The sequence below is a fragment of the Salinibacterium sp. VpJ6 genome (genome assembly GCF_059767345.1).
The window spans coordinates 1462287-1482268 of sequence record NZ_JBSOQL010000001.1 but is presented as its reverse complement, the minus strand read 5'-3'; the positions used below and the strand labels follow the sequence as shown (position 1 = coordinate 1482268).

General features: G+C 62.2%; 26 protein-coding genes. 11 read left to right on the top strand and 15 right to left on the bottom strand.

Annotation, left to right across the window (positions count from 1 at the left end):
• The first annotated feature begins 101 nt into the window (after window positions 1-101).
• Together ACWTV1_RS07245 and ACWTV1_RS07240 are read left to right on the top strand one after the other, a co-directional pair.
• Window positions 102-905, top strand: a complete 804-nt coding sequence (locus ACWTV1_RS07245; protein WP_498504713.1) for a FadR/GntR family transcriptional regulator — start codon at window positions 102-104, stop codon at window positions 903-905.
• A gap of 97 nt (window positions 906-1002) precedes the next feature.
• A complete protein-coding gene (locus tag ACWTV1_RS07240) occupies window positions 1003-1707 on the top strand; it encodes a cache domain-containing protein (protein ID WP_498504712.1) in 705 nt (234 codons plus the stop codon).
• Between the two features lie 167 nt (window positions 1708-1874).
• Here the strand turns inward: ACWTV1_RS07240 and ACWTV1_RS07235 are convergent, their stop codons facing one another.
• Window positions 1875-2456, bottom strand: a complete 582-nt coding sequence (locus tag ACWTV1_RS07235) for an NADPH-dependent FMN reductase (protein ID WP_498504711.1) — start codon at window positions 2454-2456, stop codon at window positions 1875-1877.
• Between the two features lie 105 nt (window positions 2457-2561).
• Here ACWTV1_RS07235 and ACWTV1_RS07230 point away from each other — a divergent pair, with 105 nt between their 5' ends.
• Window positions 2562-3053 carry a MarR family winged helix-turn-helix transcriptional regulator gene (locus ACWTV1_RS07230; protein WP_498504710.1) on the top strand — a complete coding sequence of 164 codons (492 nt, stop codon included), beginning with the start codon at window positions 2562-2564 and terminating at the stop codon, window positions 3051-3053.
• A 32-nt stretch (window positions 3054-3085) separates the two neighbouring features.
• On the opposite strand, the gene ACWTV1_RS07225 is transcribed toward ACWTV1_RS07230, so the two are convergent.
• The 5 genes from ACWTV1_RS07225 to ACWTV1_RS07205 all read right to left on the bottom strand — a co-directional run bounded on the left by ACWTV1_RS07225 (window position 3086) and on the right by ACWTV1_RS07205 (window position 6735).
• Window positions 3086-3334, bottom strand: a complete 249-nt coding sequence (locus ACWTV1_RS07225; RefSeq protein WP_498504709.1) for a hypothetical protein — start codon at window positions 3332-3334, stop codon at window positions 3086-3088.
• The gene (locus ACWTV1_RS07220) at window positions 3331-3921 is read right to left on the bottom strand and encodes a GNAT family N-acetyltransferase (protein ID WP_498504708.1); all 591 of its coding nucleotides are present in this window, start codon (window positions 3919-3921) and stop codon (window positions 3331-3333) included. The genes ACWTV1_RS07225 and ACWTV1_RS07220 overlap by 4 nt, the downstream gene beginning before the upstream one ends.
• Before the next feature lie 59 nt (window positions 3922-3980).
• Complete coding sequence (locus tag ACWTV1_RS07215) at window positions 3981-5081, bottom strand: CU044_5270 family protein (RefSeq protein WP_498504707.1); 1101 nt, start codon at window positions 5079-5081, stop codon at window positions 3981-3983.
• A complete protein-coding gene (locus ACWTV1_RS07210) occupies window positions 5047-5628 on the bottom strand; it encodes an RNA polymerase sigma factor (RefSeq protein WP_498504706.1) in 582 nt (193 codons plus the stop codon). Before ACWTV1_RS07210 ends, ACWTV1_RS07215 begins: the two co-directional genes overlap by 35 nt.
• A 351-nt stretch (window positions 5629-5979) precedes the next feature.
• A complete protein-coding gene (locus tag ACWTV1_RS07205; RefSeq protein ID WP_498504705.1) occupies window positions 5980-6735 on the bottom strand; it encodes a hypothetical protein in 756 nt (251 codons plus the stop codon).
• 70 nt (window positions 6736-6805) lie between these two features.
• Here ACWTV1_RS07205 and ACWTV1_RS07200 point away from each other — a divergent pair, with 70 nt between their 5' ends.
• Complete coding sequence (locus ACWTV1_RS07200; protein ID WP_498504704.1) at window positions 6806-7618, top strand: shikimate 5-dehydrogenase; 813 nt, start codon at window positions 6806-6808, stop codon at window positions 7616-7618.
• A gap of 29 nt (window positions 7619-7647) precedes the next feature.
• Here the strand turns inward: ACWTV1_RS07200 and ACWTV1_RS07195 are convergent, their stop codons facing one another.
• On the bottom strand, window positions 7648-8211 hold the full coding sequence (locus ACWTV1_RS07195) for a GrpB family protein (protein WP_498504703.1): 564 nt from the start codon (window positions 8209-8211) through the stop codon (window positions 7648-7650).
• 110 nt (window positions 8212-8321) lie between these two features.
• Here ACWTV1_RS07195 and ACWTV1_RS07190 point away from each other — a divergent pair, with 110 nt between their 5' ends.
• Complete coding sequence (locus ACWTV1_RS07190) at window positions 8322-9302, top strand: hypothetical protein (RefSeq protein ID WP_498504702.1); 981 nt, start codon at window positions 8322-8324, stop codon at window positions 9300-9302.
• Window positions 9299-9652, top strand: a complete 354-nt coding sequence (locus ACWTV1_RS07185) for a GntR family transcriptional regulator (RefSeq protein WP_498504701.1) — start codon at window positions 9299-9301, stop codon at window positions 9650-9652. Before ACWTV1_RS07190 ends, ACWTV1_RS07185 begins: the two co-directional genes overlap by 4 nt.
• A 5-nt stretch (window positions 9653-9657) precedes the next feature.
• Here ACWTV1_RS07185 and ACWTV1_RS07180 read toward each other — a convergent pair whose 3' ends face one another.
• On the bottom strand, window positions 9658-10026 hold the full coding sequence (locus tag ACWTV1_RS07180; RefSeq protein WP_498504700.1) for a nuclear transport factor 2 family protein: 369 nt from the start codon (window positions 10024-10026) through the stop codon (window positions 9658-9660).
• Between the two features lie 180 nt (window positions 10027-10206).
• Here ACWTV1_RS07180 and ACWTV1_RS07175 point away from each other — a divergent pair, with 180 nt between their 5' ends.
• On the top strand, window positions 10207-10452 hold the full coding sequence (locus ACWTV1_RS07175; RefSeq protein ID WP_498504699.1) for a hypothetical protein: 246 nt from the start codon (window positions 10207-10209) through the stop codon (window positions 10450-10452).
• Between the two features lie 92 nt (window positions 10453-10544).
• Here the strand turns inward: ACWTV1_RS07175 and ACWTV1_RS07170 are convergent, their stop codons facing one another.
• Entirely contained in the window at window positions 10545-11168 is a 624-nt protein-coding gene (locus ACWTV1_RS07170) for a class I SAM-dependent methyltransferase (protein ID WP_498505045.1), read from the bottom strand.
• A gap of 126 nt (window positions 11169-11294) precedes the next feature.
• Between ACWTV1_RS07170 and ACWTV1_RS07165 the strand changes: the two genes are divergently transcribed.
• Both ACWTV1_RS07165 and ACWTV1_RS07160 read left to right on the top strand, forming a co-directional pair.
• Window positions 11295-11558, top strand: coding sequence for a ribbon-helix-helix domain-containing protein (locus ACWTV1_RS07165; protein ID WP_498504698.1), 264 nt, complete (start codon window positions 11295-11297; stop codon window positions 11556-11558).
• Window positions 11555-11794, top strand: a complete 240-nt coding sequence (locus ACWTV1_RS07160) for a toxin (protein ID WP_498504697.1) — start codon at window positions 11555-11557, stop codon at window positions 11792-11794. Before ACWTV1_RS07165 ends, ACWTV1_RS07160 begins: the two co-directional genes overlap by 4 nt.
• A 34-nt stretch (window positions 11795-11828) precedes the next feature.
• Here the strand turns inward: ACWTV1_RS07160 and ACWTV1_RS07155 are convergent, their stop codons facing one another.
• Complete coding sequence (locus tag ACWTV1_RS07155) at window positions 11829-12377, bottom strand: GNAT family N-acetyltransferase (protein WP_498504696.1); 549 nt, start codon at window positions 12375-12377, stop codon at window positions 11829-11831.
• Window positions 12378-12454: 77 nt separating this feature from the next.
• Between ACWTV1_RS07155 and ACWTV1_RS07150 the strand changes: the two genes are divergently transcribed.
• On the top strand, window positions 12455-12916 hold the full coding sequence (locus ACWTV1_RS07150) for a DUF6176 family protein (RefSeq protein ID WP_498504695.1): 462 nt from the start codon (window positions 12455-12457) through the stop codon (window positions 12914-12916).
• 56 nt (window positions 12917-12972) lie between these two features.
• On the opposite strand, the gene ACWTV1_RS07145 is transcribed toward ACWTV1_RS07150, so the two are convergent.
• From ACWTV1_RS07145 to gabT, 5 genes are all read right to left on the bottom strand, one after another.
• Window positions 12973-13698, bottom strand: a complete 726-nt coding sequence (locus ACWTV1_RS07145) for a hypothetical protein (RefSeq protein WP_498504694.1) — start codon at window positions 13696-13698, stop codon at window positions 12973-12975.
• A gap of 144 nt (window positions 13699-13842) precedes the next feature.
• Window positions 13843-14979, bottom strand: a complete 1137-nt coding sequence (locus ACWTV1_RS07140; RefSeq protein ID WP_498504693.1) for a class I SAM-dependent methyltransferase — start codon at window positions 14977-14979, stop codon at window positions 13843-13845.
• Window positions 14972-15100, bottom strand: a complete 129-nt coding sequence (locus ACWTV1_RS07135) for a hypothetical protein (protein ID WP_341618951.1) — start codon at window positions 15098-15100, stop codon at window positions 14972-14974. Before ACWTV1_RS07135 ends, ACWTV1_RS07140 begins: the two co-directional genes overlap by 8 nt.
• 89 nt (window positions 15101-15189) lie before the next feature.
• The gene (locus ACWTV1_RS07130) at window positions 15190-16656 is read right to left on the bottom strand and encodes an NAD-dependent succinate-semialdehyde dehydrogenase (RefSeq protein ID WP_498504692.1); all 1467 of its coding nucleotides are present in this window, start codon (window positions 16654-16656) and stop codon (window positions 15190-15192) included.
• Window positions 16657-16775: 119 nt separating this feature from the next.
• The gene (gene gabT / locus ACWTV1_RS07125) at window positions 16776-18137 is read right to left on the bottom strand and encodes a 4-aminobutyrate--2-oxoglutarate transaminase (protein ID WP_498504691.1); all 1362 of its coding nucleotides are present in this window, start codon (window positions 18135-18137) and stop codon (window positions 16776-16778) included.
• 162 nt (window positions 18138-18299) lie between these two features.
• Here gabT and ACWTV1_RS07120 point away from each other — a divergent pair, with 162 nt between their 5' ends.
• Window positions 18300-19859, top strand: a complete 1560-nt coding sequence (locus ACWTV1_RS07120; protein WP_498504690.1) for a PucR family transcriptional regulator — start codon at window positions 18300-18302, stop codon at window positions 19857-19859.
• The last annotated feature ends 123 nt before the right edge of the window (window positions 19860-19982 follow it).

Sequence of the window (19982 nt, the reverse complement as noted above, 5' to 3'; positions counted from 1 at the left end):
GAGTGAGAGTAAACCTATAGAACCAGAGTTCATATTTCAAGCGTGTGTCCAAATCGTCACAAAAGGGCAACGGCTCAGGTGATCGGTGCGAGAATTGAGTAATGCACTCGACCGACTCGGCAGACGCGCCGCGAAAAAGTGCGGTGGTCGCCGATGACACCGCACGCTCTCGCGATGCCTCGAGGCCTGGCCGCTTGCAGGGTGCGCTCTTTCAGTCGATCGGTGATGCCGGTCGCGCCGAACTCGTGGAACGCCGTCTCGCCAGTGCCATTACGGGCGGCCATCTGCGGGCAGGGGAGCGTCTTCCCTCCGAAAACGACCTCGCTCGAAGCTTCGGCGTAGCGCCGACAACCGTGCGCGAATCCCTGTTGGCTTTGCGCAGCCAGGGCCTCGTGGTGACTCGTCGCGGTCGCAATGGCGGCAGCTTCGTGGCGGACTCAGCCGATCCGGTAGCTCACGCGCGCACCGCCTTGGCGGCAACATCCCGCGTCGCCCTGCGTGATTTGGGCGCCCACTATGCCGCCATCACGGCTGCCTGCGTTCGCTTGGCTGCGCGCCGAGCGGTGCCCTCCGAGGTGCAGCAAGTGCGCTCGCGCCTGGGGCGACTCGATGAATCAGACCTTGAGCAGTGGCGCAGCACCCTCGACGACGCGCAGATTGAACTCGTCGCGCTCAGCCAATCGGCTCGCCTCACCCGAGAACAGATGCGATTGCAGGCCGAAATGTCGCCGATGCTTCGCCTGATCGACGTGGATGAGACATCCCGTCGGGCTCAACCGGTGCTGCTGGCCAGTGTGGTGGATGCCGTTGAAGCCGGCGATGACCACGAAGCCGTTGCGGCCACCGAACGCATGGTGGATGCCGTGATCAACGCCCTCATCGATCTACAGTCCCAATCACGCTGAACTAGCGGTGCGGGGCATCTGGTGCATAGGATGCCACGAACAGGATCAGTCAGAGTAGGCGGCACCCGATGATCACCAGCCAGAGCGCGGCGCAGCGATGACGACAGCAACGAGCACGAGCACAGCAGCTCGCGCGGCGGCCATCGTCTCGCAGTATTTCAGCGCCCCGATTGCCAGCCTCGAAGCCACCGCAGCCCTGCTCGGCACCGAACTCGCGGCATCCGGAAACCTCAGCCCGCTCTCGTCTCAGCAGCTTGATGCGCTGGTCGAACCACACGCTCTCGCGACGGTGTCGCTGCCCGATGTTCACATCTACGGTGCCGGATTTATCGCCGCCGTTGGGCTGCTGACGGATGAGCGAAACCACCTCTCGTGGTGGCAGGGCGATGACCCCAAACGCCTGCTTTTGGCCGCGCAATCGGTGAATAAGGAGCACATCGATTACAGCGAGCTTGAGTGGTTCCGCGTGCCGATGGAGACCGGCCGCGGCCACGTTGCCGGGCCCTATGTCGACTACCTCTGCAGCGACGAATACACGATCACGATCGCCGCTCCCGTGCACATCGACGGCACGTTTGTCGGCGTTGCCGGCCTCGATTTGCTGATCGATTCGGTCGAGCGACAGTTGCTGCCGAAGCTTGCCGAACTCGGCGACAAAGTGACCCTCGTCAACAGCGTTGGCCGCGTCGTTATCTCGACGGATGCGCGTCACGCTACAGGCGATGCCGTGCGTGCCGGAGCACTCGCCGAACTCGCGCGCACTGCGTGTGAGGGCGTCGCGCTGGAGATCATCGCGGAGTAGTTCGACGTAGCGATAGCCGGCATCCGTCGTCGACGGCTATGGCCGGTCGCGATGGTTGGCAGCCATGAGCGGCTGCGATGGCCGACCGCAACGTCCGGCCGCGAACCCGAACGCACAAACGGCCTCCCGGTTATCCCGGAAAGCCGTTTGAGGGGGTGTGCGTGAGCTTAGGCGGCGGCGGTGGCCAGCTGCTCGGTGCGTACGGCTGCCATTCCGCGCGTCCAGGCGGTGAGCTGGTCGACCATCGGGGCGAGCGTGCCGGCGTTCTGCTCGGTCGGTGCGAAGACGCTGAAGTTTTCGAAGTCGGTGAACAGCGAGAACATGACGGAGCGCTGCACGTGAGCAACCTGAAGTTCAGAGAGCACTCCGCGCAGGTGCTCGACGGCGCGAACGCCGCCCATCGAGCCGTAGGAGACGAAGCCAGCGGCCTTGTTGTTGAACTCGGCGTTCAAATACGAGAGAGCGTTGACGATAACGGGGCCTGCGCTGTGGTTGTACTCATGGGCTACGAAGATGAAGCCGTCGAACTCGCTGATCTTGGCTGACCACGCCTTGGTGTGGTCGTTTTGGTAGTTCTGGTACGCCGCGGGGTAGGGCTCGTCGAGCATCGGAAGGTCGAAGTCGGCGATGTTGACGAGTTCGAATTCAGCGTCGTCGCGGGTCGAAACCTGGGCGAGAACCCATTCGGCTACGGACTGGTTGACGCTGCCCGGGCGGCTGGCGCCCGTGATGATCGCAATCTTGGTCATGCTGTATCCCCTTAGGACGAGTTTTGTTGACGTGTCACTAAAGATGTTGTCATATCAACAATAAAGTGTCAAACTAAATCTTGCGAGTGATGAAAAGAGGCTGTGGTGACGAACACGCGAGAAATGGATGACCGCGAAAACGCCGTGTGGCGCGGTTTTGTGAGCGCAACGCAGCAGCTGGTTTCGTCTCTCGATAAGCAGCTGGTGCAGGATGCACAGCTCTCCGACCCGGAGCACGCGGTGCTCACGGCTCTCGCCGAGCACGCCGAACAATCGGACACTCTCGTTCGTGCCCGCGACCTCGGATTGGCCCTGGGTTGGGATCGCAGCCGACTCTCTCATCTGCTCAAGCGGATGGAAGCCCGCGGCCTCCTTGAGCGCACAAGCTGCCCCTCGGATGCTCGCGGACTAGACGTGCAGATCACCGCCGCGGGTCTCGAAGCCGTGCGGCAGGCATCATCCGGCTATACCGAGTTTGTGCGCACGCACTTCTTTGACGTGCTGACCCCCCAGGAGCAGGATGCTCTGGCTTCGGTCAGTCGCAAGATCAAGTCCACCCTCGAGCCGCAGTGCGACTCGGAGGGCCCCACCTCGTAGTTGCGGGTGTCTCCGAAGCGCATCCTATGCAACTATTCGGGGATTTCGTCGATCGGTTTCTGGCCGGAGCTGATGGCGAGGGCTATCAGCGCGACCACTGAAATGGCGAAGAGCGCGAACCCTGCAACGGTCGCAGCGGCGACCCAGTCCGCGGCCCCGATCGGGTCGAGCCCTTGCTCTTCGCGGAGGCGATAGTTCACGCCTTCGATCGCAGTCAGCACGACGGCGGTGATCAGCCCGAGGCTGCCGACGATGGAAAACCAGACGATGGCGCGCTTCACTGAGTGACACCCTCACGAGGTGAAGCCGTCGCGTCATTCGACTCCGGATGTTGCCCAGCCGACTCGAGCGTCTTCTCCAGAACCTCGAACTGCAGGTCGTCACGCTGGGGGATTCCGAACCGCTCTTCGCCGTAGGGAAAAGGCTTCGTGATGCCCGTGCGCACATACCCGCGGCGTTCGTAGAAGGCGATGAGCTCTTCGCGCACATCGATCACCGTCATTTGCATCACGCTCACGCCCCACTCGCGGGCGGCGAACGCTTCAGCCTCCGCGAGCACCAGCTTGCCAACCCCGCCGCCTTGCTGATTCGGGTCGACGGAGAACATCCCGAAGTACCCTGTTCCGTGGTCATCGGCAACGTGCGCGCAGGCGACGAGCTGGCCGTCGCGCTCGGCGAGCAGGATGCTCGATCGCGGTCGAGTAAGGTCGGCTTCCAGCGCTGCGGCATCCAAGCGTGCACCCTCAATCAGGTCAGCTTCGCTCGTCCAACCGGCCCGGCTCTCTTCGCCGCGATACGCCGAGGTGACGAGCGTCAGCAGCGCCGGGATGTCGTCGCCGGTCGCGGTGCGAAAGTTCAGGGTGCTCATCCCAGCATCCTAGGTGCGATCGTGGTCGCCGAGCTCGCGGCCACGGTCGCGGCGAAGAGTCAGTCAGTGCGCGGCCTGTTGGGGTCACTGCACTGACCGCTGCCGAGGCCGTTCACCGGCTCGCCGCCGTTTCCGCACAGTGATCCGCCTGCTGGAGCCTCATCGACAACGGTTGTGGTGACAGCTGTCCACCCGACAACTTCTCCCGCCAATATCGGGTCAAGTTTGCTGTCGAAGAGCTGGACGGTGCGCTCACCAATGAGGAGCCCTGAATCCGGATCGATGATGATTTCATGAAGAAATCCGTCTTTTTCTTCGCGGCCGAAGGCTACTCCGGTTCGACCGTTGAGCGTGGCTGCCTCATTGGTGATTTCAACCCCGGGAATCCCCGCCAAGGCCCCATAGAGCGCGGCACGGAGCTCCGCCGGCACCACGCCGGTGCGCAACGTCGTAGAGATGAAGTCGAACGCTTGACCATCGGCGCTCACGCCATGGCCTGCGGTGATCCGATAGATGTAGTTGAGCAGTCGCTGGGGGTCGCGTGGCAATTCATCCAGTCGCCAGTCGCCTGGTTTCGAATTGTCGAAACCGCCGTACGGCGCCCGACTGATTTGCTCTTCCTCGAAGCCTGCCCGGGCAGACTCCTGCGCTTCCTCTTCGAAACCCTCACCGAAGACCTTGATCGCTGCTCGAGGTTCGGTTACGAGAACCCACTCGTCTGAGTGGTCGGCAGGAATATACATTTGGGAGTTTTGGGTTTCGAGATACGCAAAATGTTCCCAATCCGCGGTCTGCACCCCCGCTCTAAAGACCGCCTCGGTGTCAACCTTCAGATACTGGCCCGGACCCACAACCGGATCGGAGTTCTCGATCGCGGCAGCAGCGGCGTTGCCCAAGGCGGAAGCGGCAGCAGCATCCGCTCCGCCTTGCCAGCCAGCAAGCCCCAGAACGTCAGTAAAAACTAGGGTGGCAACGAGGGCGCCAGCGGCGAGAGCGCTAGTGCCGCTGAACAAAGCGATGCGCTTCTTGGGGTTCCGTCTGGCGATTGCTGGTTGTTGCCCGATGTGTTCGACCAGACCTCGTCGGCCGCGGCTCAGAGCCTCGGCAGACGGATCCGCGACGTCCTTACCGAACGATCGGAGCTGTTGAAGTTCGTCCACGATCCACCTCCTGTGCTGGCGTGATGCCAGCAGATAGGCGCAGCACTCGCCGCGCGCGATTGAGACGTGACCGAACAGTCCCGACGGGAATGTTCAAGGCGAGTGCAACGCCCTCATAATCGAGGTCGCCCCACGCATACAACAGCAGCGCATCCCGGTCGCGAGCAGGCAGCTTGCGAATCGCTCCGGCCAAAGCCCGAACGGAGAGGTCTGCGTCGAGGCGATCATCGTGATTCTCGACGACCGTCGCCGGAGGCCCGGAGGCCACGACCGCCCGCAAGAACCGCGCTTCAGACCCCCGATGCTTGCGAATCAGCACTGTCGCGATTCCGAGCAACCACGGCAAAGCGCTCTCGAAGGCGCTATCGAAGCGGTTTCGCCGCTCGAACGCCACCAGAAAAGTTTCGGCCATGATGTCATCCGCTGTGTCAACGCCCGCTCGCCGTGCGGCATACCGATAGACGGATGTCGCATGGCGGTCGTACATCTCAGCAAAGACCGCAGGGTTATCCCACGACCTCCGGATGATCTCGTTATCGCTAGTCACACTAGGTATTGCCCGATTGCTTGAATTAAGTTCATGATTGGCTTCTTGCGTGAGCGTAGCGCAGCCAGCTTTCTGCGTAGCGTGCCCCCGCTAATGCCATAGAAGTATCAGTTATGCGCTCTCGCTGATACTTCTATGGCATTAGCGCGACGTCTCGTGACGCACAGCTTGAGAAGAAGTGAGTGACGCTTAGTGACCTAGTGCGCTCAGGCATTGTCATTCAGAGGCGGGTATCTCGGCTCGGGGCAAGACCACACGCAAGTCCAACTCAGAGTCGTTCACGCCGTGGGCTGTGAAATGACGGCAAAATAGCGGGGCCTACCCTGATATCGCCGCCGCCAGAAATGCTCTTTAGTCGGAAGATGTAGCCGAGGGCTGCTTCAGGCCGAGGAACGGGCTGAAGGCATCGGCGTACTTATCGCTCTGCCCGGTCCGCACAACGGTGGCACCGTAGCTGAAGCTAATGCTGGCCAACGGCCAATCAAACTCCTCGGCGTCCTTCGCCGAATCACCCGTCGGGTCTAACGCAAGATCGTCGATCTTAATGAAAACCCATTGAACGCCGTCGGTCGCGGTCCCGGTCCACCGCCAGCACTCTTCTCCGGTGCCAGCGCACCATTCGGGTACATCGTCGAGGACGAACCTCCCGAGCCCCGCATCCTGCGTGATTTGGCTGGCAGCGTCGAGAACCCGCTGCCACTCGTTCGGCTCAGGGACGCTGTCTGAGGTGAAATCGCAACAGTTGACCGTAATTAGCATCGATTCTCCACCGTAGCCATTGCCCGACTGGGGGTACCAGTTCTTGTCAGCGAACCAGTCCTGTTCGGGTTCGCTGGATGTCAGGGTGAGCCCGGAGGAGTCGCTAATCGCCACGCGCAACTGCTCGACCAGTTCACGTGCGCCGGATTCCAGCTCGGCCTGGTCTGCATACTCAAGCAGCTTCTCTCCGTCGTTTCCTTCATGCGCGGGATAGTTGACCCAATCGACGGTGACCTCAGTGCCAGTCTCGTCGGTGTAAGTGGTCGTGGGGGAGGGTTGAACACCGAGGATGCTGCACCCGCTGAGCAGAAGAGAAAGAGCGACGAGAAGCGCGGCATGAGTTCGCATGGCTCCAGTCTCGCACGACAGGTGTGGTTACTGGCTTAATCTCAACTTTCCTCCCGGCCATAATGGGTCAATGCCGATCCTCAATAAAGACATGACGCTGTGCATCTCGCTGGCCGCGCGGCCCTCCAACATCGGCACGCGGTTTCACAACTACCTGTACGACGAGCTCGGTCTGAACTTCGTCTACAAAGCCTTCACGACGAGCAACATTGAGGATGCCATCGCCGGAGTCCGGGGCCTGGGCATCCGGGGTTGTTCCGTTTCGATGCCGTTCAAAGAGGCAGTGCTTGAACTCGTGGATATTGTCGAGCATTCGGCCGCGGCGATCGAGTCGGTGAACACGATCGTGAACAATGACGGCGTGCTCACGGCATCCAACACCGACTATGAAGCTGTCGCGGAACTGATTGCACGCCACCAGCTAGACCCGAGTGTGTCGGTGCTGGTCCGCGGATCCGGTGGCATGGCGAAAGCGGTCATCGCCGCCTTCCACGGTGCCGGTTTCGCTGATGTGACAGTGCTTGCCCGCAACGTTGAGGCTGGCGAAGCGATCGCCACAAAGTATGGTTACCGCGCCGTGGGCGTTGACCCGCAGCCCGGCCATGCGGTGCTCGTGCACGTCACGCCGCTCGGGATGGCGGGCGACGCAGCCGAAGAACTCGCGTTCACGCCCGAGCACATCCGCGCCGCACAGACGGTGTTCGATGTGGTGGCGTTCCCGGCCGAAACGCCGCTGATCCGAGCGGCTCGGGATGCGGGAAAATCTGTCATCACGGGTGCCGAAGTCATCGCGCTCCAAGCTGCGGCGCAGTTCGTTCGCTACACCGGGGTCACGCCGACGCCCGAGCAGGTTGAGCGCGCATCGGCGTTCTCGCGGGAGTAGGTCACTCAGAAAGTGGCGCACCACTACCGCTACGAGGGAGACGCTCGCGCTCGCGCTGTGATCGAGAGAATCACGTCGGTTTTAGCGTCTGCATAGGCGTTCATGTCGTCCCACTCGCTTTCGAGCAGCGATCTCTTCGTGCTCTCGTAAAGAGCGCGATCCTCCACATTCGAGCGCAGCCAATCTCGCAGCACGAGGTACTCAACCACCGCAACGTCACCCCGCTCATAGATGTGGACGTGAACGTCGCGTGCGGGGGTACGCACGAGGCGGTGCCCAGGCTCGCGGGTTCGCAACTCGTACCCTGCAGCGAGCAAAGCGTCGAGATAGTCCTCCTCGGCGGTGATGTCCTCCACGACGACGACGATGTCGATAATCGGTTTCGCTGCTAGCCCGGGCACAGAGGTGGAACCGATGTGCTCGATCTCGACGGTCACTGCCTTGAGAGCGCTGAGGATCCGGCGCCGGTGGTCTCCATAAAGCTCAAGCCACCGCTCGTCATAGTCGTGCAGTTTAATCTCGAGCGGTTCAACGCCACCGACGAGTTCCACCGCTGTGACATCCGGTCGGCGCGGATTGCTTTGTCTCTTCACCTGACCATTCTCTCAATTCTGCATCTGCCACACTCGCTGTGTATCAGTAGATTGACACACCGCCCATCTCCGGTGTATCAATTAAGCAGTACACTAAAGGTGCTTCCATGATGTCATTACCCATAGCGCTTGCGCTCTTCATCGCCACGGTTTTTGTTGTCCCTCTCGTCATCCGGTTGATCAGTGCATCCAGGCATCGACAAGATTCCAACGGCGAACTGGCCCAGGCGCAGCGCAATCAGGTGGCAGCGGATGTCGCGAGGCACGCTCAGCGCCGAGCCGTCGTCTCGGTTGCCTTCGCGATTGCCCTCTTTATCGCAATAGCATCCGTGGGAATCACCGAACCACAACTGCTGGGGGTCCCGTTCGGAATAGCGCCAGGGCTTGCCGTAAGCGGAGGGCTGCTGCTCTTCGCTGCGAGCGCACCGCTGCGTACCGCTCAGCCTGCGCGAAATAGTGCGGAACTCAACAGGCGGTATCCGTGGTCATTCGGCCCACGCTGGGTATTCGTGCTCCCGGTGGCTATCGCGGCTGCGTTCGTCGCACTCCTCGTGGGAACCGGGCTCACCTCAAGCGTTGACGACGCTGGTCTCTCGCGCGCTATTACCGTCGCGGATGCAACCGCGAGTTCTACCGCAAGCCCGTATCCGGGGTGGTTTCACGGTGTTCCGTTGATCGCGGTAACGGTCGTTCTCGCGGTCTCCACTCTGCTGGCCCTGAGCCGTGTCTCGGCTACGCCCGCTTTGCCGAACGAAGGTCTTGCTGAACTTGATCGGCAGCGGCGGTCGGTGTCGACTCTCGTGATTACCAAGCTCAGCACGAGCGCCCTGCTGCTCTACTTCGGCGGCACAGCATTCATCGCGGGTCAGGCCACCCGGAATGTAGCGACAACGTTCACGGCAATCGGCGACACGTTTAGCGCCACCTTCCGGCAACCAGAATTCGCGATGGGTGTCAGCCTTCAGGTACTCGGTGGGCTGCTGGCAATCTCGGGACTAGTTTTTCTCGCCGCGGCCGCCTCCACCGCTCTCACCCTGCGCCTGAGAGTGCAATTCTCTGCGGATGCAGTGCACGCGGCGGATCGAGCATGATCACCGTTGATGCCGAAAGTCCGGTGCCCCCCTTCGAGCAGATTCGGTCGCAGCTCACCGATCAGATCAGAGCGGGTGAACTGGGCGCCGGGCAGCGACTTCCCTCGATTCGTCAGCTTGCGGGAGACTTGCGCGTCGCCACCGGAACCGTGGCGCGCGCCTACACCGAACTTGAAGCTGCAGGACTCATCGAAACAAATCGCGCTACTGGCACCCGGGTTCGTGACGACCAAGCCGTCAACAGCGCGGTGCAACGTGCCGCCACTCGCTTCGTGAAAGCTGCCCGCAGCAACTCGCTCACGCTCGATGACGCGCTCAGCGCGATCCGCTCGGAATGGGGTAGTGGGTAGTTCCGCTAGTGCAGATTTTCGGCTGGAACTACCGTCCCCTGGTGGAAACGCAACACCGGTCCGCGAAGCTCCCATAGCGAAGAATGTCGGCTGTCGCGGCCCCCTTCGTGGATCACGTAGTTCACCAGAACAAGCTCCGCGCTCAGGCGGTTAAATCGCCACTCCGAAGTCTTCGGGGTGGCTCGTGATTGCTCGTCCTCCAAAGCCGCAACCGTCTCGGTGTACGTCCAGCGACGCCCTGAACGCCCGATCTCCGCAAAGTCCTCCGATAGGAGAGAAGCCAGCTGAATACCGTCAGAGCGCACCGCGGATGACAGAAGTGCGATTTCTGCGTTCTTGACCGTCGTGAATTCCTCACTCTCAAGTTCCCACATAGAACAAACTTAGTTGAGCCTTGAGGTCCAGGGAGATCTCGTAGCGCCGAGCGTTCTTTCGCGGCGAATGTCGTGGAGCGAAATCAGGTGGTCGGCGCGATCCCGCTAAGTGGTAAATTGCTCATATTTGGCCGGCGCCAGCACGCACCGGCTTTCGGCAACTGATTTGTGGGGACAGCGATGACAAGTACAAGGGACAGAATCACAACCTTCTTCTCGCCATGGTGGGCTGTGGCGTGGTTTGTTGCGTCCATCGTGTGGGCCGTCTGGCTCAACATCCTCTATATACAGGGTGGGGCCACCAACGACTGGTTGGGGTTCATCTCGATAGTCCCGATCTGGTCGTTCGTCGCCTACGTCATGGTTCGAAGCGCACGCCGCCGTAAGCGTGCCGCGGAATCGGACGACGAAACAATGCCCGTATGACGAAGCCTGATGGCCGGTGACACGTTCCGATTCTGCTGTTAACGATCCCCCCGCTCCAGCGCAGTTCTTCGCCGTAGCGTCCACGCTGCTATTCAGCGCGACCCGTTCTTGGCCACTGGTTGGGCGGTCGCGACGATCGCTGCCTGAGGCCGCTCGCCCGGCGAACGCCTCACCTGCGAAGCGTTGACGTCGAAGCCCGCTGCGCGTAACTCGTCACTGAGTGCATCCACCGACCATCGGTAGGCGGGAGCGACCGCGTGCGTGAACTGCTCAACAACGGGGCCCTCGAAGAAACCAATCAGCAAGGTGCCGCCGGGGTGCAGCGCGCGCCGAAATTCGTGCAGGGGGAGCTGGATGTCGGCGGGCTCGTGGTGGATCAGTGAGAACCACGCGAGCACAGCAGCTGCCGAATCGTCTGGCACATCTAGATCGTTGAAGGATCCAGTGCTGAAAGGCACGTTGGGGTAGCTGCGCTGGGCGCGCTCGATGAACTCGGGCACCAGGTCGATGCCGCGTGCCGCTAGCCCCAGCTCGGCGAGGAAGTTGGTCCACTGGCCCGGACCACAACCGGCATCGATTGCGCTGCCGCCGGGCTTGATGTCGCGAGCCCAAGTCGCGACCAATTGACGATCTTGCGGATGAACGGCATCCATTGATCCGAACCGCTCGACGTATTCCTGTGCTCGGAGTGAGTACGCAGCGCCGACTTCATTCATCACGATCTTCAGCTTAGGCCGGAGGGCTCGCCTGATCGGGGCAAGAAGAGTGGGTGGCGAGATCGCACTACTCGGTGCCGGACGGAGCGTCTTGCCGCACCATAATTTTCGTATTACATTAAACACATGAGTGCAGGTGAGTCGATAAACGGAGTGCCCGTCACGGAAGAGCAGATCGCGGCATGGGCTGATGGGGCAGAAACTGGGTATGACGTCGCCAAGTTGAAAGAACGCGGTCGTGGCCGCCCTGGGCGAGGTGCCGAGCCTTCGCAGGTCGTGGCGTTACGGCTCACGCCCGACGAACTGGCAGCGATCGACGCCCGCGCAGCGCGCGAACACAAGTCTCGATCGGAAACTATCCGTGACGCGCTCACCTCATACGTCGCGTGAAGGTTCACGATTCGGCTCTCAAACACGGTGTTCGGTCGGAAGACTCAATCCAAGCTGCGACATGGGCGCTCTGGATTGAAGACCTTGATGATGATTCGCCTGCGCGCCAGCTGCGTTTAGGATTCGACACGCAGGGTCGACTCCTTGAGACAGTTGTTCTCGTTTTCGACAGCGGAAACGAACTGATCATTCACGCTATGAAAGCTCGGCCGCAGATGCTGGACTTGCTGCCCTAGGTGGTCCCCGCAGCCAAGGTGAACCTGGTGCTTGCTAAAGCTGACGGATGTGACGCAACTCGTGAAGCGTTCCAGCTCGACCAGCGTCAATAACTTTTTCTTCGCCGTCAGCGTGCCAATCGTGCTTCTCGTAAAACTGGATTGCTCGGTTGTTGCCGCTCAGTACCCATAGGTAGGCCTGTTGCCAGCCTTCGGTGCGCAGTTCCTGTTGGACTCGTTGGAGGAGTGCATGTCCAACTTTTCGCGACCAGAAGTCGGGGTGCACGTACAGTCCTGCGAGCTCCCCGAGATGCGTCATTCCGTCCTCTCTCCCGCCGCCGAAGGATGCCCACCCTGCGGCGCGACCTTCGACCTCTGCCCGCAGCAGTCGATGGGAATGGCCAGACTCGCCGTCGGTGGGCCGCCCTGATAGTGACGATTCGATCCATCGAGACCATCTGGCCGTACGATCGTCAACCTGCATGGCATCGAGAATGTGCTGGGGGAGTAGTCCGCGGTAGGTTGCTTGCCACGTCTCTACATGAATGACGGCGATATCGCGCGCGTCTTCTATGCGCGCCGGACGGATCTGAACATCGACCATGCCGCAATCGTAGATGCGCTTCACTGGGGACTCTAGCCTCTCTTCTCAGTGCGCTCGAACGACGGCATAATGCTGCCATGACCAACTCCGATCAGGCGGCGCCGTCGAATTCATCGTTCACTCCTCACCCGCGCGGTTTCGAGGGCTTTGAGATGCCCTCATCGGTTCCGCCCGGTATGCGTCTCGAACTCAGTCGTGCTCCTCTGAAACCCGGGCAAGAGCCGGTTTTTGAAGAATGGATGAACGCGATCAATGATCGCTACGACGAGCACGAAGCCGCCGTGTCGGCTGAGCGCCAGATATTCGAAGCCACCTTCAAGAGCACCGAAGCGGATGGCCAAGTGTGGATCTACCACCTCAGTCTCATGGGTACGGAGGGCGAGCCCCTCGACGAGCAGCTCCCGATGGGCGCGGATCACGCAGCGTATAGCCGACGCGCAAAAGAGCCCGGTTGGGAAGAGCTGGAGCCCAAGTTCATGCTCACGCCGAATAACCTGCGCGAACTGATGGAGAAGTGGGCAGCGACGGGAACCGCGTAGTCCTAATCGCGCCCACAAGCTAACGCGGCGAGGATGAGGGAGGCTGGTTCGCGCTGCTACTCGGCTGTTTCCGTGAAACTAGGTTTCTGTGCCAGAACCTCAATGACGCGTGATCGATCATCGATCCATGATGCGAAATGCACGTCGAGGTATCTCGCCACGGTGAGGAGGTCGTCATAACGGGCGGTGAGGTCAATCGACCAAATTCGATGATGGTGACCAATCCGGTTTCGGAAGTCACGCAGGCGAGCTACCGGTTCTTGCACGGTTTTCTGGCCCCGGTTGGGACTGTTCGGGAACGCTCCAGCAAGGTCAGGCCATAAGAACAATTGGCTTTTGGAAACCATTTGGTGCCAAAACCCAAACGAGATCTCGGAAATGATTTGCCCGGGGCTCACGGGCATGTTGTTGCGCCTGACGCGCTCTATCGCGATCGCAACATCTTTGTAGGGCTGCTTGTGCTGGCGTGGCCCAAAACGGTCGCGGCCGAGCTCCTTGGCGTCATCAAATATCCAGTGCCCGGCCCGGCCTTTGCCCTCATGGATAGACGTCAATTCACTGTCAATGGCGTTTCGCAGACCGACTTCGAGAAAGCTCAGGGATTCCCAGAACGCAGCAGAAACGGCAGCGTTCCACTCGTAGAGCCTCATTGCCGCAACTGGATCACCTCCACACGCATCGAGGTAGTGCTGCAGTCGTGCCGACGCAAAGTGTTGTTCATAGAACGACCACTGTTGAGAGTTGACCACTGACCCGCTTGCCTTTAGTGTTGTATTCAACACCCCGGATCCGTCCCTGTAGTCCTCGTTTGAGGACCGGTCACACGGCCGGGGTTTTGCTTTTAACGATCCTGCCACTCCAGCGCTCTTCGCTGCCGGAGTATCCACATCGCTTCTTCCCGGTAGGGCGACACTGCGATTGAGCAGCTACGCCCGCACCGACACCGTCACCGTGAACTTGCTGTTGCGTCCGGCCTGGCGGGTGGGGCCGACGGTGCGGTTCAGGTAGTCGCGATACCCGAGGTGGGTGTTGAAGACGACCCACAGTTCGCCGCCGGGTTTGAGTACGCGGCGGGCGTCAGCCAGCATCCGCAACGCAACGCCCGCATGCACGGTCGCTCCCGTGTGGAAGGGCGGATTGCACACAATCAGATCAGCGTTGGCCGTCGGCCGTTCGGTGAGGGCGTCTTCGCGCGCTGCTTCAACTCGCGCTACGACACCGTTCGCGTCGGCTGTTTCGCGGGTCGATGCCACGGCGGCGGCAGACTGGTCAATCGCCACAATGCTCAGTTCGGGGCGGGCGAGAGCGAGCGAGACGGCGAGCACGCCGGTGCCGCTGCCGAGATCAACGGCGGTGGCGGCATCCGGCTTCATCTCGGGCAGGAAGGTCAGGAGAAAACGGGTGCCGATGTCGAGGGCGGCACCGGCGAACGCGCCACCGTGGGCGCTGACGGTGAGTTCGTCAACGGGAAGCTCAGGCTCCCGCAAGACCGACGTCGTGGGAAAACGCAGCTCGGTGTTGTCGTGCCCAATGCCGAACGCGGTCAGGGTGCGCGACTTCTGCCGTGCGCGCCCCGCGTTCACCTCGTTAAAGGAACGGCCCAACACTTCGTTCATTGCGAGCGTCATGTGCTTGATGCGGCCACCCGCAATCACCGTCACGTCGGGGGCAGCGTGCCGGGCAATCGCCTGGGCCCACTCGTCGAGCTCGGCCAGGCTGCGCGGCAATTGCATCAGCACCACGCGCGCACCCGCCAGCAGCGACGCATCGAGCGGGTGCGATTCGTAGTGAATAGAGAGGTCGCCCGCATTGGCGGCCAGCGCCAGCTCAGACACGAGAGAATCCTGAAAGACGCGGATGCCGCGGCACCCCGCCAGCGTCGCAGCCCCGAGGGTGAGAGCCCCATAGTTGTCGCCCATCACCACGAGCTCGCCGGCCTGCAAGCCCTCGAGCTGGGTCGCGGCTTCGTCAAGGATGAGGCGATCGCTCGCATCCACCGCAAAAAGGTTGGGGGCTTCGAGGTCGGGCCAACGTCGCAGAGAGGCGAAAAGGTGGTCAGACATAGAGGAAGCTCTTTCGGTGGCGCGGCACCGCAGCAAGGCTGAGCGGCTGAGCCCAATCGTAGTCGAGCCCGTTAACCCAGAAAGCGAGCAGCCCCGGCACTAGGTGGGGCCACTCGCTCACGGGAATCTAGTTGTAGCCGCGCGTGATGTTCGGCTCGTCAACGCACAGAGGACATTCCTCGAGATGCGCCGACGGGATGCAGTTGCACATTAGCTGTGGGGAACGAGCGTGTACTTAGTAGAGAGGTACTCGTGGATGCCTTCCGAGCCGCCTTCGCGACCGATGCCGGACTGCTTCACTCCGCCGAAGGGGGCGGCTGCGTTGGAGAGCACGCCGACGTTGAGACCCATCATGCCGGTGTCGAGGGCGTCGATCATCCGGTTTCCGCGCGCGAGGCTTTCGGTGAACACATACGAGACGAGACCATATTCGGTATCGTTCGCGAGGCGCACACCTTCGGCTTCGTCGGTGAACTCAACGATCGAGACAACCGGTCCGAAGATTTCTTCGCGCAGGATGTCGCTGTCGGCGGGCACACTCGACACGATCGTGGGCTCATAGAAGCTTCCATCGCCCTCGACGCGCTTGCCGCCGGCGACGAGGGTCGCACCGCGCTTCACGGCATCCTGAACCAACTCGTCGGCTTTGTCGACAGCCTTGTCGTTGATGAGCGGGCCAATGTTGACGCCGTCTTCGGTGCCGCGACCGATCTTCATGTCGGCGACGCGAGCGGCAATCTTTTCGGCGAATTCGGCCGCAACTGAGCTGTGCACGATGAAGCGGTTGGCGGCGGTGCAGGCCTGGCCGATGTTGCGGAACTTGGCCGCAATCGCGCCGTCTACAGCCTTGTCGAGGTCGGCGTCGTCGAAGACAACGAACGGCGCGTTGCCACCGAGTTCCATCGAGGTGCGCAGAACGTTTTCGGAGGCCTGCTTGATGAGTGCCTTGCCGACCGGGGTGGAGCCGGTGAACGAGAGCTTGCGCAGGCGAGAGTCGGCAATGATCGGCTCCGACACTGCGGACGAGCTCGACGTCGTGACAACGTTGAGCACGCCAGCGGGAAGGCCGGCCTCTTCGAAGAGCTTCGCCAAGAACAGTGTGGTGAGCGGGGTGAGCGCGGCGGGCTTCACCACGACGGTGCAGCCGGCGGCCAGCGCTGGCGCGATCTTGCGCGTCGCCATCGCGAGCGGGAAGTTCCACGGCGTGATCAAGAAGCACGGACCAACCGGACGCTGCGACACGATCATTCGACCGGTGCCCTCAGGGGTGTTGCCGAAGCGACCCGAGATGCGAACGGCCTCTTCGCTGAACCAGCGCAAGAACTCGCCACCGTAGGTGACTTCACCGTTGGCCTCGGCGAGCGGCTTGCCCATCTCGAGTGTCATGAGCAGGGCGATCTCGTCGCGGTGCTCCTGCACGAGGTCGAAGGTGCGACGCAGAATTTCGCCACGCTCGCGAGCAGGTGTCGCGGCCCAGGAATCCTGAGCGGAAACCGCAGCGTCGAGCGCGCGCATGCCGTCCTCTGCCGAAGCATCCGAAATGGTGCGGATGACCTTGCCGGTAGCCGGGTCAGTCACGTCGAGTGTCTTGCTGCCTGTTGCGGCAACCCACTCACCGCCGATGAAGAGCTGGTTCGGCACGGCTTCGAGAAGCTGGGTTTCGGTGGAGTTCGTCATACGGTGTGCACCTTTCGTGGTGGGAAATCTGCGAGTCAGTCAAACAGCGCTAGCTGAACTTCGGCTTGGCGCCGCGTGGGCGAGCACTGAACGCGCGCTCAGTGCTCGCCTGCGGTGAACTAGGCCTTGGCGAGAGCGTCGCGAACGACGTCGAGGCCGTCAGCGATGAGCTCGTCAGAGATCGAGAGCGGCGGGAGGAAGCGGATGACGTTGCCATAGGTTCCACAGGTCAGCACGACAACACCGGCGGCGTGCGCCGCAGCCGCGACCTTCGACGTGAGGGCCGCGTCGGGCTCTTTCGTGGTGGGGTCGACGAGTTCCATGGCGATCATGGCGCCACGACCACGAACGTCTCCGATGCGGGGGTCGCCGGCGCGGAGTCCGTTGAGGCGGCCACGGAAGGCGGTTCCGATTTCGCGGGCACGCTCGATGGCGCCCGACTCTTCGAAGGTGCGGATCGTGGCGAGCGCTGCGGCACAGGCGATGGGGTTTCCACCGTAGGTTCCGCCGAGTCCACCGACGTGGGCGGCATCCATGACATCGGCACGGCCGGTGACTGCCGAGAGCGGGAGGCCGCCGGCGATGCCCTTGGCGGTCACCATGATGTCGGGAACAAGACTCTCGTGGTTGGAAGCGAAGAGGTCTCCCGTGCGAGCGAAGCCGGTCTGCACTTCGTCAGCGATGAAGATCACGTTGTTGGCGGTGGCCCATTCGGCGAGTGCCGGGAGGAATCCGGGGGCTGGCTCAATGAAGCCACCTTCGCCCTGGATGGGCTCGATGATGATCGCAGCGAGGTTGCTGGCGCCGACCTGCTTTTCGATCTGCAGGATGGCGCGGGCTGCGGCATCCTCGCCACTGATTCCGCCATCGCGGAAGGGGTACGACATGGGGGCGCGGTAGATCTCCGACGCGAACGGGCCGAAGCCGCTCTTGTAGGGCATCGACTTGGCGGTGAGGCCCATCGTGAGGTTGGTGCGACCGTGGTACGCGTGGTCGAAGGCCACAACGGCCTGCTTGCCGGTGAAGTAGCGGGCGATCTTGATTGCGTTTTCGACGGCTTCGGCGCCGGAGTTGAAGAGCGCGGTGCGCTTCTCGTGCGTGCCGGGGGTGATCTCGTTGAGCTTCTCGGCGACCTCGATGTAGCTCTCGTAGCCATTGATCATGAAGCACGTGTGGGTGAACTGGGCGACCTGCGCGGTGACGGCTTCGACAACAGCGGGCGCCGAGTTGCCGACACCGGTCACGGCGATGCCGGACCCAAAGTCGATGAGGGTGTTGCCGTCGACGTCGCGAAGCACGCCGCCACCGGCAGCTTCGACGAAGACGGGAAGGGTGATGCCGATCGCGGCGGCGACGGACTGCTTCTTGCGCTCAAGCAGTTCGAGCGAGCGAGGGCCGGGGATCGCGGTGACGAGTTCGCGCTTCTGCGGAAGCGAGGGGCCGCCGACCGGGGCCGTGGTGCTGGAAGAAGAAGTAGACATGGCCACCGGAATCCAATCTGTGTAGACGACCCGCGGCCGCTGACGGCGGGCGGTGTCGTGCAAAACGTTCGGTTCAACCTAGTTCGCGGATGCTCGGCGCAACAGTCACAAAGTGGCAGAAACTGCGGAAATTAATGACAGAATGGCAACAGGAGTATTGTCATGCCCACACCCCTCAGCGAGATCATCGCGACCGAGCGCCTTGCGCTGCGCCCGCTCACCGATTCGAGCACCTTCAACCGCTCGGTCACGTGGGTACACAACTCCGACCTTGACGACCCGACGCCGTTCGTTTCAGAGGGCCAGTTGCTGCTCACGACCGGCCGCCAATTCGTCGATACCGCCGACCCGACCGCAGAACCAGTCGCTGAGCCTGCGGCAGAGGCAGACTTCGTCGGCTACGTCGCCCGGCTCGTCAGCGCCGGGGTCGCCGCGATCGGGTTCGGCACCGAAGTGATCACCCACGGGGTGCCCGCCGGCCTCGTCGCCGCCTGCGCCACGGCCGGCCTGCCGCTCTTCGAAGTGCCGTACCGCATCCCGTTCATCGCCATCAGCCGCCTCGTCGCCGACAACGAAGCCGAACAAGCGCGCGCCGGATTCGACCGCGCGCTCGCCGCCCAAAACGACATCGCCCGCGCAGCCGTCGGCAAGGGGCGCTTGAGCTCCGCCGCCATCAGCGCTGCCGAACACCTCGACTGCCGAGTGTGGATCTTCGACGCCGACGGCGAGCTCGTGAATGAACCCCACCGCGACAGCCACACGCGACGGTCGCTGGATGCCGCCCCCGACATCCGCCGGTCGGTCACCGACCTGCTGGGTCGGGCTCGTCGCGCGCGCGTCGCCGATGATGCAGCGGACGAGCATCGCGTCGTGCAGACTCTCGGCTCTACCGGGAGGCTGTGCGGGGCCATCGCCTGGGCTCGCGACACCGAATTCGGGGCGCTCGATCGTTCGGTGATGACCGTGTTGGCGGCGCTCGCCGAGGTGTCGCTCGAGCAGACGGAGAATTTGCGGGTGGGGCATCGGGCGATTCTGGAGCAGTTGTTTCAGCTGCTCAAGGATGGCCGGGTCGACAGCGTGAGGCGTGCTGTGCGGGTGGCGGGCATCGAGTTGCCGGCCGACCGGTTTGCGGTGGCGGCGCTCGATCTCAGCGAGACGAGCGCGAGCGTGCGGGACGTGCTCGAGCGGCGAGCGGCGCGGTCGGACAGTCGCATTTTCGCCGTGGCGGATGGCCGCCACCTGCTCGTGCTGATCGATGCCAAGCAGCTCGCGGCCGAACGTCGGTTCTTTGCCGCGAGCGATCTCACCGTCGGCCTTTCGGCCGAGGTCGGCTGGCCTGAGCTCACGGTCGCGATCACTCAGGCCGTGCGCTCGCTCGAAGCATCGCCACCCGCGACGGTCACCGAATTCGCGAGTCTCGTGGGCGAAAGTTTCTTCGGCCTGCTGGCGTCGAGTTCGGTCGCCGATATTGCCCACGCCAGACTCGCGAGCGTGATCGAATCCGCCGAAGGAATCGGGCTGCTGCGGTTCGCGCAAGTGTGGCTTAGGCACAACGGTCAGTGGGATCCCGCGGCGCGTGAGTTGGGCATCCATCGGCACGGTCTAAAGTCGCGGATGCAGCGGCTCTCCGAGCTCACCAATCTGAGCCTCGACACCTTCCAGGGCCGCGCCGAATTGTGGGCGATGTTGGCCGCGATCGACCTCGGCGAAACCGGCTCCTAGCCGCACCACTTGTGCGAGCCGTCACCGCCCCTAACTGCGCCCCGCAAAAACCCTGACTTCCAATTTTTAGGATTTCGCATGTAGCCTACGAACAATTCTCGGCGGCGTCGCCGGTCCTTTTCG

Excerpts from the sequence above, each read along its gene's own strand:
- ACWTV1_RS07245 (WP_498504713.1), top strand. The coding sequence starts at position 102 with ATGCACTCGACCGACTCGGCAGACGCGCCGCGAAAAAGTGCGGTGGTC.
- ACWTV1_RS07240 (WP_498504712.1), top strand. The coding sequence starts at position 1,003 with ATGACGACAGCAACGAGCACGAGCACAGCAGCTCGCGCGGCGGCCATC.
- ACWTV1_RS07235 (WP_498504711.1), bottom strand. The coding sequence starts at position 2,456 with ATGACCAAGATTGCGATCATCACGGGCGCCAGCCGCCCGGGCAGCGTC.
- ACWTV1_RS07220 (WP_498504708.1), bottom strand. The coding sequence starts at position 3,921 with ATGAGCACCCTGAACTTTCGCACCGCGACCGGCGACGACATCCCGGCG.
- ACWTV1_RS07205 (WP_498504705.1), bottom strand. The coding sequence starts at position 6,735 with ATGCGAACTCATGCCGCGCTTCTCGTCGCTCTTTCTCTTCTGCTCAGC.
- ACWTV1_RS07200 (WP_498504704.1), top strand. The coding sequence starts at position 6,806 with ATGCCGATCCTCAATAAAGACATGACGCTGTGCATCTCGCTGGCCGCG.
- ACWTV1_RS07190 (WP_498504702.1), top strand. The coding sequence starts at position 8,322 with ATGTCATTACCCATAGCGCTTGCGCTCTTCATCGCCACGGTTTTTGTT.
- ACWTV1_RS07185 (WP_498504701.1), top strand. The coding sequence starts at position 9,299 with ATGATCACCGTTGATGCCGAAAGTCCGGTGCCCCCCTTCGAGCAGATT.
- ACWTV1_RS07180 (WP_498504700.1), bottom strand. The coding sequence starts at position 10,026 with ATGTGGGAACTTGAGAGTGAGGAATTCACGACGGTCAAGAACGCAGAA.
- ACWTV1_RS07175 (WP_498504699.1), top strand. The coding sequence starts at position 10,207 with ATGACAAGTACAAGGGACAGAATCACAACCTTCTTCTCGCCATGGTGG.
- ACWTV1_RS07170 (WP_498505045.1), bottom strand. The coding sequence starts at position 11,168 with ATGAATGAAGTCGGCGCTGCGTACTCACTCCGAGCACAGGAATACGTC.
- ACWTV1_RS07165 (WP_498504698.1), top strand. The coding sequence starts at position 11,295 with ATGAGTGCAGGTGAGTCGATAAACGGAGTGCCCGTCACGGAAGAGCAG.
- ACWTV1_RS07155 (WP_498504696.1), bottom strand. The coding sequence starts at position 12,377 with ATGGTCGATGTTCAGATCCGTCCGGCGCGCATAGAAGACGCGCGCGAT.
- ACWTV1_RS07150 (WP_498504695.1), top strand. The coding sequence starts at position 12,455 with ATGACCAACTCCGATCAGGCGGCGCCGTCGAATTCATCGTTCACTCCT.
- ACWTV1_RS07140 (WP_498504693.1), bottom strand. The coding sequence starts at position 14,979 with ATGTCTGACCACCTTTTCGCCTCTCTGCGACGTTGGCCCGACCTCGAA.
- ACWTV1_RS07130 (WP_498504692.1), bottom strand. The coding sequence starts at position 16,656 with ATGACGAACTCCACCGAAACCCAGCTTCTCGAAGCCGTGCCGAACCAG.
- gabT (WP_498504691.1), bottom strand. The coding sequence starts at position 18,137 with ATGTCTACTTCTTCTTCCAGCACCACGGCCCCGGTCGGCGGCCCCTCG.
- ACWTV1_RS07120 (WP_498504690.1), top strand. The coding sequence starts at position 18,300 with ATGCCCACACCCCTCAGCGAGATCATCGCGACCGAGCGCCTTGCGCTG.